General features: G+C 65.1%; 12 protein-coding genes. 2 read left to right on the top strand and 10 right to left on the bottom strand.

Annotation, left to right across the window (positions count from 1 at the left end; genetic code table 11):
* Together hpnJ and hpnI are read right to left on the bottom strand one after the other, a co-directional pair.
* The gene (gene hpnJ / locus WD006_RS17745; protein WP_011517844.1) at window positions 1-1,422 is read right to left on the bottom strand and encodes a hopanoid biosynthesis associated radical SAM protein HpnJ; all 1,422 of its coding nucleotides are present in this window, start codon (window positions 1,420-1,422) and stop codon (window positions 1-3) included.
* Window positions 1,419-2,597, bottom strand: a complete 1,179-nt coding sequence (gene hpnI / locus WD006_RS17740; RefSeq protein WP_029306878.1) for a bacteriohopanetetrol glucosamine biosynthesis glycosyltransferase HpnI — start codon at window positions 2,595-2,597, stop codon at window positions 1,419-1,421. Before hpnI ends, hpnJ begins: the two co-directional genes overlap by 4 nt.
* Window positions 2,598-2,898: 301 nt before the next feature.
* Here hpnI and WD006_RS17735 point away from each other — a divergent pair, with 301 nt between their 5' ends.
* Entirely contained in the window at window positions 2,899-3,864 is a 966-nt protein-coding gene (locus tag WD006_RS17735; protein ID WP_029306879.1) for a cation diffusion facilitator family transporter, read from the top strand.
* Here WD006_RS17735 and WD006_RS17730 read toward each other — a convergent pair.
* The 4 genes from WD006_RS17730 to WD006_RS17715 all read right to left on the bottom strand — a co-directional run bounded on the left by WD006_RS17730 (window position 3,856) and on the right by WD006_RS17715 (window position 7,368).
* Window positions 3,856-4,485: a LysE family translocator gene (locus WD006_RS17730; protein ID WP_017516035.1), complete on the bottom strand. Its 630-nt coding sequence runs from the start codon at window positions 4,483-4,485 to the stop codon at window positions 3,856-3,858. The genes WD006_RS17735 and WD006_RS17730 overlap by 9 nt on opposite strands.
* A gap of 363 nt (window positions 4,486-4,848) precedes the next feature.
* Window positions 4,849-5,475, bottom strand: coding sequence for a DNA-3-methyladenine glycosylase I (locus tag WD006_RS17725; protein WP_029306880.1), 627 nt, complete (start codon window positions 5,473-5,475; stop codon window positions 4,849-4,851).
* Window positions 5,476-5,664: 189 nt separating this feature from the next.
* Window positions 5,665-6,975 carry an MFS transporter gene (locus WD006_RS17720; protein WP_024569536.1) on the bottom strand — a complete coding sequence of 437 codons (1,311 nt, stop codon included), beginning with the start codon at window positions 6,973-6,975 and terminating at the stop codon, window positions 5,665-5,667.
* A 105-nt stretch (window positions 6,976-7,080) separates the two neighbouring features.
* Window positions 7,081-7,368 (bottom strand): hypothetical protein, encoded by a 288-nt coding sequence (locus WD006_RS17715; RefSeq protein WP_375199039.1) that lies wholly within the window; start codon window positions 7,366-7,368, stop codon window positions 7,081-7,083.
* 322 nt (window positions 7,369-7,690) lie between these two features.
* Between WD006_RS17715 and WD006_RS17710 the strand changes: the two genes are divergently transcribed.
* Entirely contained in the window at window positions 7,691-8,572 is an 882-nt protein-coding gene (locus WD006_RS17710) for a DODA-type extradiol aromatic ring-opening family dioxygenase (protein ID WP_029306882.1), read from the top strand.
* A gap of 17 nt (window positions 8,573-8,589) precedes the next feature.
* Here the strand turns inward: WD006_RS17710 and WD006_RS17705 are convergent, their stop codons facing one another.
* From WD006_RS17705 to WD006_RS17690, 4 genes are all read right to left on the bottom strand, one after another.
* Complete coding sequence (locus tag WD006_RS17705; RefSeq protein ID WP_011517835.1) at window positions 8,590-9,792, bottom strand: MFS transporter; 1,203 nt, start codon at window positions 9,790-9,792, stop codon at window positions 8,590-8,592.
* Window positions 9,793-9,868: 76 nt separating this feature from the next.
* The gene (locus WD006_RS17700) at window positions 9,869-11,122 is read right to left on the bottom strand and encodes an MFS transporter (protein WP_011517834.1); all 1,254 of its coding nucleotides are present in this window, start codon (window positions 11,120-11,122) and stop codon (window positions 9,869-9,871) included.
* Between the two features lie 111 nt (window positions 11,123-11,233).
* Window positions 11,234-11,644 (bottom strand): VOC family protein, encoded by a 411-nt coding sequence (locus WD006_RS17695; protein WP_011517833.1) that lies wholly within the window; start codon window positions 11,642-11,644, stop codon window positions 11,234-11,236.
* Window positions 11,645-11,677: 33 nt separating this feature from the next.
* Window positions 11,678-12,097, bottom strand: coding sequence for a GNAT family acetyltransferase (locus WD006_RS17690; RefSeq protein ID WP_017512166.1), 420 nt, complete (start codon window positions 12,095-12,097; stop codon window positions 11,678-11,680).
* Between the last annotated feature and the right edge of the window lies 1 nt (window position 12,098).

The raw sequence follows: 12,098 nt of genomic DNA, 5'->3' as shown, positions 1-12,098 counted from the left end.
TCAGGCCTCGTGCGAGCGGAGGAAGCGGAAGAACTCCACACCTTCGCGCAGCCGGCGCTTGGTCATGTTCCAGCTACCCGCCATTTCCCGCACGATCTCCCAGATCTTGCTGGGCCGGAAATAGAAGCGTTTGTAGAACGTTTCCACGCCGTGATAGATCTCCTCGCGGCTCAGGTGCGGATAGCTGATCGCGGCCAGTTGCACGCCGCTGTCGTTGACCAGGTGGATGACCTTGTTCTCCTCCAGCCAGCCGTTGTCCACGGCCTGCTTGTAGAGCGTGGTGCCGGGATACGGCGCGGCCAGCGAGACCTGGATCGTGTGCGGATTGATTTCCTTGGCGTACTCGATCGTCTTCTCGATCGTGTCGCGCGTCTCGCCGGGCAGGCCCAGGATGAACGTGCCGTGGATCTGGATGCCGAGCTTGCGGCAATCCTCGGTGAAGCGGCGCGCGATGTCGGTGCGCAGGCCTTTCTTGATGTTGAGCAGAATCTGGTCGTCGCCCGACTCGTAGCCCACCAGCAGCAGGCGCAGCCCGTTCTCCTTCATGATCTTGAGCGTGTTGTAGGGCACGTTGGCCTTGGCGTTACACGACCAGGGCAGGCCGATCTCGCCCAGCCCGCGAGCGATCTCTTCCACACGCGGCTTGAAGTCGGTGAACGTGTCGTCGTCGAACATGATTTCGCGCACTTCCGGCATGTTCTCCTTGATCCATTTCACCTCGTCGATCACGCTCTGCGCGGATCGCGTGCGATACCGGTGGCCGCCGACCGTCTGCGGCCACAGGCAGAACGTGCAGCGAGAGCGGCATCCGCGCCCCGTGTAGATCGACACGTACGGGTGCATCAGGTAGCCGATGAAGTAATTCTGGATCTTCAGGTCGCGCTTGTAGACCGGGGCGACGAACGGCAACTCGTCCATGTTCTCGATCATCGGACGCGCCGGGTTGTGTTCGATCGTGCCATCGGGCAGGCGATAGCTGAGCCCGGCAATGCCTGCCAGGGGCTTGCCGGCGGCAACGTCCTGGCACGTGTAGTCGAATTCCTCGCGACAGACGAAATCAATCGCCTCGGTGGCGCTGAGCGTGCCGCCCGGATCCACCGCAGCCTTGGCGCCGACCATGCCGATCATGATGTCCGGACGCCGCTCCTTGAGCTGCTCTGCAAAGCGCGCATCGGTCGGAAAGGACGGCGTGCTCGTGTGGATGATGACAAGGTCGTAGTCCACCGCGATATTCAGCGTCTGTTCCACGCCGAGCCCATCTGCCGGCGCATCGAGCACACGGCTGTCCGGCACCAGCGCGGCAGGCTGTGCGAGCCAGGTCGGATACCAGAACGACTTGATCTCGCGTTTGGCCTGGTAGCGTGATCCTGCGCCACCGTCAAAGCCGTCGTACGAAGGGGCCTGAAGAAAGAGCGTTTTCATCGGGGGCTATCCTGAGCGTGAGGCGTGGTCGAATAAAGAGGCTTGGGCAACGCAGGCCGGTTGCCCGGCTGCGCTGTGGAATGGGTAGGTGGCGCGTCGGTAGTCGTCATCACGTGGCCGCGCCAGTGCACACGGCCACCGCCGAGCGCGGCAGCCCATTCCACCAGCAACAATGCGTCGCGCAGTGGCGCGCGTAGCGCAGCGCCGATGCTGCCGGCGATCACGCTGCGCGCGAGCGCGCCGACGAGTGCGATGGCCAGCACCGGAAGGTGCGGCGCGAGCAGGCAGCCGAGCACCAGCATCGGCCAGGTGCAGGTCAGGAACGTGAAGAAGAAGCCGGACGCGTTCAGGGACCGGATCGTGCGAAGCCAGCGCAGCTCATGGCGCCACAGGGCGCGCAGGCTGGTCTCGGTGACGTCGGTTTCCACCACGACATCCGACAGCACGGTCTTCCATCCCGATTGCCGGGTCAGCTCGCCCAGCCAGTAGTCGTCCGCCAGCCGGTTCGCCAGCGCCCGAAACCCGCCGATCGCGTTGAGGGTGTCGCGGCGCAACGCGATTGTCGCGCCAAAGGCAAAGCGCCGCGACCCGCCCGCGTGGGCCACGCGGACCGACGGCGCGAACCATTCGTTGATAAAGGCGGCACCCAGCCGCGACCAGATGCCGTCGACTGGGCGGCCCCGATACAGGCATGTGACGACACCGACATGCGGATCGCTAAGCGGTCCTGCCAATCGGCGCAGGTAGTCGGGCGGCACGGCGATGTCGCTATCCGCGATCACCAGATGGGCGTGACGCGCCGCGCGGTACAGATTGATCAGGTTGCTGACCTTCGGATTGCGCCCATGCGTGCGCGCGTCGACGATCAGCACGATGTCGCGTTCCGGGAATGCCGTGCGCAGAAGGTTCACGACCGTGATCGCCGGATCGTCATAGGCGCAAACGCCGAAAACAAGCTGGTAGTCGGGATAGTCCTGCCGGCACAGGCCGGCCAGGTTTTCGTAGAGATGGGGTTCGGCCCCGCAAAGCGGCTTGAGCACACTGACCGGTGCCAGGTGTGATGGCGTGGCGGTCTGGGCAGGGCGCTTACGGCTGACACACGCAGCCACAACGGCGTAGACCGTGGCGGCCTCCACCATCAACTGTCCCACTGCAGCGGTCCAGATGGCACTCATGTCTGCCCCTTATCGCACGCGACCAAGCATCACTGCATCACCGGAATTCTTGTGAGCACACCGTGAACTGCATCAGGCCTGAAACAAAGGCGTGGACGTATTATTGCCGTCATACGCGCGTTGCGCCACAACTGGCTGTCATCGTTCACCCCGACGCGGTTTACCTGCATCCACTTTGCATCTTCGGGATTAATCCTGGATTAATGGCTTACCATTTCAGACCACTGTCACCGTGATGTAAAAGTGCTACCGTATGCACGTATTGCTCACCCCCATTTCGATCCCGTTTTCCCTGAATACCATGCGCGATAGTTCCATCGCTGACGATTCCCTGGCCCCTGAAGTCGCCCAGCACGACGAAGCCGCGCGGGCACGCCATCTGGCAGGCCGACGCAGCACGATGGTCAGTGTCTACGTCAATATCGCACTGAGCATTGCGCAAGCCGTGATCGGGATCATTGCGGGTTCACAGGCGCTAGTTGCGGATGCACTCCATTCGCTTTCCGATCTGATTTCCGATTTCGTGGTGTTGTTTGCAGGACACCATAGCCGCAAGGATGCCGATACCGATCACCCGTACGGGCACCAGCGTTTCGAGACTGCTGCCTCACTGGCGATCGGCGCATTGCTGCTGGCGGTGGGTGTCGGGATGCTGTGGGCGGCCGTCGGCAAGATCCAGCACCCGAACGGCGTACAACCGGTGCAGACCATTGCGATCTGGATGGCGCTTGGCGCGCTGGTGGCCAAGGAGTTGCTGTTCCGCTACATGCTGCGCGTGGCCGAACGGATCCGGTCGAGCATGCTCGTGGCCAACGCGTGGCACGCGCGATCCGATGCCGCATCGTCACTGGTGGTGGCGCTGGGTGTCGGTGGCAACCTGCTTGGCTATCACGTGCTCGACCCCGTGGCGGCGATCGTGGTCGGCTTGATGGTGTCGCGAACGGGCCTGAAGTTCGGCTGGGACGCGCTGAGCGACCTGATGGACCGCGCCGCGGACGAGGATACTGTGGCAGCGCTACGCGCGGCCATGCTCGAGACGCCGGGCGTGCTCGGATTGCATGACCTGAAGACGCGCAAGATGGGCGACATGATTCTGGTGGACGTCCATCTGGAGATCCAGGCCGACCTGACCGTCGAGCAAGGCCACGCGATTGCCACGGAGGCGGCGCGTCGTGCCATGGCGCGCAACGACGTCCTCAACGTGATGACCCATGTGGACCCGGTAAGGGTGACCGGAGTGAGCGGCGAGAGCCGCCGCTCAGCGTAGCTCGCTGCGGCGGTACAGGCTCAGACCCACCGCCAGGAACGCCAGTATCCCGGCGCAGCCCCGGTTGACCCAGCGCACGGCGCGCGCCGACATCGTCCGCATGGCGTGCTGCCCGCCAAAGGCGTAGATCATCATCATCAGGATGTCCAGGATGGCGGCCACCACGGCCAGGATCGTGTATTGCAGCGCCACCGGCTTGTCCGGGTGGATGAACTGCGGCACGAAGGCCGACGTGAACAGCAGCGTCTTCGGATTGGACAGCGCCACGAACAATGCGCGCAGGAATGCCGCCCAGCCATTGACTGACGCCTCGCCGGACGAGACAGTCAGCGCCTGCACCGGCGCCCGCCACAGCCCCCACGCCAGATAGAGCAGGTACGCGGCACCGATCCACTTGATCACCGCGAACATCTGCTCGGACGCCAGCAGCACGGCGCCAAGCCCGCAACCCACCGCACCGATCAGGATCAGGTCCGCCAGTGCCGCGCCGGCGATGCCACAGGCTGCCACCCGCATGCCGCGCGTGGCTCCGTTGCTCAGGGCCAGCAGCATCGTCGGGCCGGGCGTCACCACCACGGCGCCAACGGCAATCATGTACAGGAACAGGGTAGTGGCATCCATCGGCAGCATCCTTGGCGGTGGTCCCTCACCATGCGCGGCCTGTGGACAAATGGGCGGTTGACCTGGGGACAACCGGGTGAACAGCCTGTGGTCCGGCTGGGGGTCGCATGTGGGACGTATACGAACAACTCGGCAAGCTTACCGCTTTCCGCAGGCGGAAAGAAAACTTGTCCACCCGTATCCACGTATACATAACCCGCTTGCCCTAAGGGTTCGGGCAAACGTAAACCATTGATGCGGCAAGAGATAAGCCGGTTATCCACGCTGACGGGTCAGTCTTATCTATTACTACTATCTATGTATACGTAAACAACAATGTAAACAGACATGTATACGTAAACACCCGTATACGTGCCCTGCCTATTATTTCGGCACCTTGAACGCTTTGCGCGCGCGCTGTACTTCGGCGCGAGTCCAGCATCCTTCGCGATGGTCGTTGACCAGCCCCATTGCCTGCATCAGCGCGTACATCGTGGTCGCGCCCACGAACTTCCAGCCACGCTTCTTCAGGTCCTTCGACAACGCCACCGCCTCCGGGCAGGTGGTCATGCCCTGCAGCACCTCAGCCGTGAGCGTCTTGGGCCGGCTCTTCGGGTCGGGCTCGAACTTCCAGAAGTACGCAGCCAGCGACGATTCGGTCTTCAGCAGTTCCTTCGCGCACTGGGCATTGTTGATCGCGGCTTCGATCTTGCCGCGATGGCGGACGATACTTGCGTCGCCCAGCAGCCTTTCCACGTCGTGCTCGGTGAACCGCGCCACCTTGTTGATCTCGAAATTGGCAAATGCGCTGCGGAACGCCTCGCGCTTGCGGAGGATCGTCAGCCAACTCAGGCCCGACTGGAAGCCTTCCAGGCAGAGTTTCTCGAACAGCCGCCGGTCGTCGTCGACAGGGAAGCCCCATTCGTGATCGTGGTAGTGGCAGTAGTCCTCGAGCGTGCCGCACCAGCCGCAGCGTTCGCGGGGCTGTGGCGCGGATGTCGATCTGGTCATGCGATGGGGCTCCTTGGCGGGCAGGTTGGACGTGCGTCCACGCGATCTTGCGCCTGTTACCCGACGCGGTAAAGGCGCGGCATGGCTGGATTCGGACATGCGATTTGCATCACTGCCTGACGAATCCGGCTGGCGAAAAAAAAGCCAACCCGGAGGTTGGCTTTCTTCTGCTTGCGCAAGCGTAAGCGGTCAGGCGAGCTTCTTGCCGGTACGGTCGTGCATGAACACGAGTGCGACGAAGCTGATGGCCGCAGCGGCGATCACGTAGTAAGCGGGCGCCAGCTTGTTGTGCGTCGATTCGATCAGCCAGGTGACGATCAGCGGCGCGAAGCCGCCGAAGATCGTCACGGCGAAGTTATAGGCCAGCGACAGGCCAGTGGAGCGGACCTCGGTCGGGAACTGCTCGGCCAGCACGGCGGGCGCCGGGCCCGTGAAGGCGGCCAGCAGGATGCCCAGCACGATCTGCACCTGGAGCAGGGTAGCCGTGGTCGGCGAAACGTTGAGCCAGTGGAACAGCGGGTAGGCCAGCACGCCGATGGCCAGCGCCACGACGCCAAGCATCCGCTTGCGGCCCACGCGGTCCGACAGCATGCCCATCAGCGGGCACAGCACCAGGATGATCGCACCGCAGATCGCGGTGGACTGGAACGTGGCGCCCAGCGGCAGACCGAGTTGCTGCTTGGCGTAGGACGGCATGTAGAACACCAGCACGTAGGTGCAGACGGTCCAGAGGATCGTCACGCCCAGACCGGCCAGCACTTCGCGCGGATGATCGCGCAGCACCTGCGACAGCGGCGAGAACTTCACATTGCTCGCGCGGCGCTCGGCTTGCCGTGCCTCGAACTCGGGCGGCTCTTCCAGGTGCGAGCGGATGTACATGCCCACCGGGCCGATCAGCAGGCCGAACAGGAACGGGATGCGCCAGCCCCAGGCATCGATCTGGGCCTGGTCCAGGCCGTTGGTCACCAGCGCGCCCATGGCCGCGCCGAGCATGAACGAGATGCCCTGGCTGGCTTGCTGCCAGCTGGCGTACATGCCACGTTCCTCGTCGGGGGCGTGCTCGATCAGGAACGCCGTGGCGCCGCCGACTTCGCCGCCGGCCGAGAAGCCCTGGATCAGGCGCGCCAGCACGATCAGTGCCGGAGCCCACAGGCCGATCGAGTCGTAGGTCGGCGCCAGGCCGATGATCGCCGTGCCCAGCGCCATCATCAGGATGGTCAGGGTCAGCGCCGCCTTGCGGCCCACGCGGTCGGCGTAGACGCCCAGCACGATCGCGCCCACCGGACGCATGAAGAAGCCCACGCCGAACGTGGCTACCGTCAGCAGGAATGACGTCATGTCATTGCCGGTGGGGAAGAACAGCTTGGCGATGATGACTGCGAAGAAGCTGTAGACGGTGAAGTCGAACCATTCCAGGCCGTTGCCGATGGTCGCGGCGATGATCGCGCGGCGTCGGGTGGCCTTGGACAGCTCATTGGCGGATGTAGCAGTGACGGACATGGCGCGAATGATGATGTTGAGAGAACCTTTGGATGCCACTGCAAGCGCGTGCTCTGGCAGTGGCGAAGGCGTCATCTTAAGCGATTCCTTACACCAGCGAAGCCGTCAGCCCGGGCGGTGGCCGTGATGGGGCGCGTGTTGCCCGGCGGCGGGGCGCTCATCCCCTGCCGGAGCGACATTGCGGTCCGGAAGATTGGGTTTCTTGCGTGTGAACCAGAGCCAGACGGCGCTCGCGAGCCAGCCTGTGACGAATACCGTATCGCCCGCATGGTTGAACAGCGCGCTGGCGTAGGGGGTGCTGAAGACACTGGCGAGCGCTTCGGCGGGCAATCGTGCGACGATCCAGAGCAGTACGGCGGGGACGCTGCCGTAAACGCCGGGCTGCCACCACAAGGCATGGGGCAGGGCGTGCAGGGGATCGAAATGCTTGGCCACGGGGTTCTCCAGCCGATGCCCGGCACGTTGTCTGGGGCGCAGGGGCATCGTGTTCCCCATCATAGGCCGATTCGGCTTGCGCCTGTCGACGGTGCGGCCGGATCCCCTATGTGCTGTGTGCGTTATCCAACGCTCGCGCGCGGTGCGCGGATGGTCGGCGCAGGTCTTGTTGAAGTTTTTTGCACGAGGTGTCCGTAATTGGCCTGCGTCAGCGCCAGCTTTCTTTGCCAGACTTGAGGCATCGCACAAATTCGCTGAACGGCAACTCGCCATGAACACCATGCTTCCCGTCCTCTACGTGTCCCACGGATCCCCCATGCTCGCGATCGACCCAGGTCCGACCGGCGCCGCCTTCGACGCGCTCGGCGTCCGCCTGCGCGCGCTCAAGCCCAAGGCCGTGCTGGTGATTTCCGCGCACTGGATCTACAGCACGCTGGCGGTCAGCACGCGCAGCCAGCAGGAGGCATGGCACGACTTCGGCGGCTTTCCGCGCGAGCTCTACACGCTGCGCTATGACGCGCCGGGCTCGCCCGAGCTTGCCGGCCGCGTGAAGGCGCTGGTCGAGGCGGCTCAGATCCCGGGCGCCGGGTTTGTTTGCGAGGATGAAGAGCGTCCGCTCGATCACGGAGCCTGGATGCCGCTGCGTCACTTCTTCCCGGATGCCGACGTTCCCGTGGTCCAGCTCGCTTTCAACCCGTACCTGCCTCCGGCTACGCAGATCGAGATCGGCCGCGCACTGGCGCCGCTGCGCGAGGAAGGCGTGCTTGTGATCGGTTCGGGCAGCTTCACGCATAACCTGCGCGAAGTGTTTGGGGCGGGTGAACGCAAGGCGCAGCACGGCCCGGCGACCGAGCCGTACGTCGATGCCTTCCGCGACTGGATGAGCGGCGCGCTGGACGAGGCGCTGGCCACCGGCGACGTCAGCCGCATCGCGGACTATCGTGCCCAGGCACCGTTCGCCCGTCGCGCGCATCCGACGGACGAGCACCTGTTGCCGTTCTACGTGGCGCTGGGCGCCGCGATCGGGCCAGCCTCCGTGGCCGAAGGGCCAGCGCGGGTGGACCGCGTGGCCGATGAGGTCACCTATGGCGTGCTGGCGATGGACACGTTCGTCTTCGATGGCATCGGCACAGGTCATGCGCCGCTGTCGAAGGCGGCCTGAGCCTGCCGCGTGTCGAATCAGGTGATGAGATAGCGGCGTGCCGCCTTCGCGCCGAACAGGGCGATATAGCCCATCGTTAGCGCCACCACGGTGATGCCGATACGCAGGTCCGAGAGGTGCGCGACGCCGCCGATCAGCACGGGCCCGAGCAGCAGGCCCACATAGGCGAAGCGCGCTACGCGCGCGATTGCCTCCGCCGCGGCCACGCCGGGCAGGCGCGACGCGGCGGCGAAGAAGATCGGCACCATGTTCGCGGCGCCGAGCCCCATCAGCCCGAAGCCGATCAACGCGGCCAGCGGCAACGGCACGGCGATGGCCAGCACGATGCCGGCAAAGCCGAGCCAGGCGCTGCCGGTCAGCGTCCGCGCGTCGCCGAAACGGGCACGCAGGCGGTCACCGCCGAAGCGGCCGCAGGCCATGCCTCCCGAGAACGCCGCATACCCGAAGCTGATCCAGCCCAGCGGTGCCACGGCCACGTCGCGCATGTAGACGCTGGTCCAGTCGTACATCGCCCCTTCACCCACAAGCCCCAGGAACGCCATCAGGCCCAGCAGCCATAGCGCGCGCGACGCGTGTTCGCGGTGATGGTCGGCCGTGGGCAGCACCGGATGATCGGCCAGCAGCCCCGGCGTCATGCCGATTGCCACGCCCGCCGTCAGTGAGGCGATCAGCGCAGCGTGCACCAGCGGCGGCACGCCAAGCGACAGCATGAGCCCGCCGAACGCCGCGCCGATCATCCCACCCAGGCTGAACATGCCGTGCAGCGCGGACATCACCGGACGTGTGCGGCTGGCTTCCACGATCGCGGCCTGCGCGTTCATGCCGACGTCAAACGCGGCGTTGGCCATGCCGAATATCAGCAACGTGGGCAGCAGCAGGGCAAAGCTCGGCATGGCGATGATCGCCAGCGTGAGCAGCGCGAAGGCGACGCCGCCGATCATCGAGGCGCGCGCGCTGCCGAGCCGGCCCACCCAGCGGCCCACCGGGCCCATGGCGACGATGGCACCAGCGGCCACGGCCAGCATGGCGAACGACAGCATGGCATCGGACAGGCCGAAACGTGCCTTGATCGTAGGAATGTGGACGCCCCAGGTGGCAAATGTGGCGCCGTTGGCAAAGAACAGCGCCATGGTGCCGCGTGTGGCACGGGAGACTGCCGAGGGCGACGGGGGTGGAGCGGTTTCGGTACGGGCGGGTGATTCGATCGAGTATTCGGACATCAGGTACTACCAGACAGCAAGGAGACAACAAAGAGACAACAAAGCCATGACATGAGGCAATAACGCTGCGACGTCGCTACGCGGGGGCCGCGCCGGCACGCAGCAGGCCACGCTGATGCAGCGCGAACGCAAAGGCGGCCAGCGCGCCGATGGATAGCGCCACCATGACCCACAGCATCAGCCAGTAGCCGCCGGCGGCACGCCAGAGCAGGGCGCCGAACCACGGCGCGGCGGCCTGCATCAGCAACACAGGGGTCATCATTAACCCATTCAGCGTTGCATAGTGATGACGCGAGATCAGTTCGGGCATGGCCATCGCGCGCAGCATCGTGTTGACGCCGTTGGCGCAGCCATAGCAGATCGCCGCGAACATCAGCCAGTAGCCGTTCCCCAGCGCCAGACAGGCCAGCCCGATGGTCATCACGATGTAGACCGGCATCGACAGCCGCACCGGGTGATCGATCGGCAGCCGCGCCATGGCGAGCCGTCCGGCCACTTGCGCGGGCCCGATCAGCGCGGCCACGATCAATTGCTGCGCGACGGGCATCCCCTTCTCCGTCAGCATCGGAATCAGGTGGGCGCCGAGTAGCGATGCGATCACCGCCGTGGCTGTGAACGCCAGCACAACACACCAGAATACCGGCTGGCGCAGCGTCGCGCGGGCGATGCCGGAGGACGCCGCGCCGGCCAGCGGTGTGCCGCTGTGGGTGGCGGCATGGGCGTAGCTGGGATGCACGGCGTAGCGCAGCCGCGCGTGCAAGGGCGCGCAGACGAACAGGTTTAGCGCGGCAAAGACGACCAGCGTCTCGCGCCAGCCCAGATGGAGCACCAGCCACTGCGCCAGCGGGATGAAGATCGTGCTGGCGAAGCCAGCAAGCAGCGTCACATGGACGATCGGCTTCTGGTAGCCGTCCCCCCAGGCCTGACGCAGCACCACGAACGCCGGCTCGTACAGTGTCGACGCCATGGCCAGCCCGAGCGGAATCCACATCAGCAGGAATACCGCCGGCGACGGGCACCACGCCCAGAGCAGCAGTCCGATGGCGGCCAGCACCGAGCCCGTGCCCATGACCTTGCGTGCCGGCACGCGGTCCAGCAGCCGGCCTACTGCGAACGAGCACATCGCCCAGACCAGCAGCCCCAGCGAGAATCCGCCCGCCAGGAACGGTTTGCCGTACCCGAGAGACTGGCGCATCGGTTCGATGAACACGGTGAACGCGAAGTACAGCGTCCCCCAACTGATGATCTCGGTGATGCCGAGCGTCCAGACGATCTGGCGGGGTGGCAGTGCCGGGCCACCGGCGGGATGGGGGACGGAAGGAGCGTTCATGGCGCGCCCGACGCGGATTTGGGGGGGCGCCGGTGGCGAAGCTTGATCGATGAAGCGAAGATTGTATCGGTCCGCCCGTGCCAGCGGGAAGCCACTTTCCGGGGGGATCCCTTAGTCCGGCGTCGCCGGACCTTTCAGCTCGACGGTATTGCCGTCCGGATCCTTCACGTAGATCGACGGCCCGCGGCCCTCTGCGCCAAACCGCTGCTCGACCGGACTTGCATCAACATGATGAATACTTAGATGCCTAAAAATTGCTTGTTCATCGAACGGGTCGATGCGAAGGCAGAAGTGATCGAGGTTGTGGCCCTCCGGGCCGGGTCCGGCCCCGCCAGCCTGCCCGAGCGGGCCATCGAGCGAAACCAGATCGATCAGTCCGCCGCCGGCGCGCAACTGGGTCAGGCCGAAGGCGGGCTGCTCGCGCTCGATGGTGCAGCCAAGCACGTCAACGTAGAAGCGCACGAGGCGGGGGACATCGGCGGTGCGCAGCACCAGATGGTCGATACCGCGGATCTTCAGCATGGCGGGTTGCGCTGACCGGAGGGTCACCGGGAATCATTGATCGGGGATCAGCCGCTTGCCCAGGCTGACCGCGGCGTCACGGGTGTAGCCAAGTTCGTTGTAGAACGCCAGCACGGCGTCGTTGCCTTCGCGCACCAGCAGGTTGATCTTCGGGCAGCCGCGCTCGACCAGCAGCGCCTCGGCGTGTGCCATCAGCATACGCCCATAGCCACGGCCCTGATGGGCGGGGTCCACGGCCAGGTAGTAGACCCAACCGCGATGCCCGTCGAACCCAACCATGGCCGACGCGCGCACATGTCCGTCCACATCGCCGATCAGGAACATCTCCGGCTGCTCGGTCATCTTGCGGGCGATGTCGCGATGCGGATCGTTCCACGGGCGTGTCAGCCCGCAGGCTTTCCACAGGGCGATGACATCGGCTTCGTCGGTCGGGTTGTAGGGGCGGATTTGCATG

The organism is Cupriavidus sp. Met-2 (assembly GCF_049843575.1).
Classification (GTDB): domain Bacteria; phylum Pseudomonadota; class Gammaproteobacteria; order Burkholderiales; family Burkholderiaceae; genus Cupriavidus; species Cupriavidus metallidurans.
This window is presented reverse-complemented; position numbering and strand designations above follow the sequence as displayed.

Excerpts from the sequence above, each read along its gene's own strand:
- hpnJ (WP_011517844.1), bottom strand. The coding sequence starts at position 1,422 with ATGAAAACGCTCTTTCTTCAGGCCCCTTCGTACGACGGCTTTGACGGT.
- hpnI (WP_029306878.1), bottom strand. The coding sequence starts at position 2,597 with ATGAGTGCCATCTGGACCGCTGCAGTGGGACAGTTGATGGTGGAGGCC.
- WD006_RS17735 (WP_029306879.1), top strand. The coding sequence starts at position 2,899 with ATGCGCGATAGTTCCATCGCTGACGATTCCCTGGCCCCTGAAGTCGCC.
- WD006_RS17730 (WP_017516035.1), bottom strand. The coding sequence starts at position 4,485 with ATGGATGCCACTACCCTGTTCCTGTACATGATTGCCGTTGGCGCCGTG.
- WD006_RS17725 (WP_029306880.1), bottom strand. The coding sequence starts at position 5,475 with ATGACCAGATCGACATCCGCGCCACAGCCCCGCGAACGCTGCGGCTGG.
- WD006_RS17720 (WP_024569536.1), bottom strand. The coding sequence starts at position 6,975 with ATGTCCGTCACTGCTACATCCGCCAATGAGCTGTCCAAGGCCACCCGA.
- WD006_RS17710 (WP_029306882.1), top strand. The coding sequence starts at position 7,691 with ATGCTTCCCGTCCTCTACGTGTCCCACGGATCCCCCATGCTCGCGATC.
- WD006_RS17705 (WP_011517835.1), bottom strand. The coding sequence starts at position 9,792 with ATGTCCGAATACTCGATCGAATCACCCGCCCGTACCGAAACCGCTCCA.
- WD006_RS17700 (WP_011517834.1), bottom strand. The coding sequence starts at position 11,122 with ATGAACGCTCCTTCCGTCCCCCATCCCGCCGGTGGCCCGGCACTGCCA.
- WD006_RS17695 (WP_011517833.1), bottom strand. The coding sequence starts at position 11,644 with ATGCTGAAGATCCGCGGTATCGACCATCTGGTGCTGCGCACCGCCGAT.
- WD006_RS17690 (WP_017512166.1), bottom strand. The coding sequence starts at position 12,097 with ATGCAAATCCGCCCCTACAACCCGACCGACGAAGCCGATGTCATCGCC.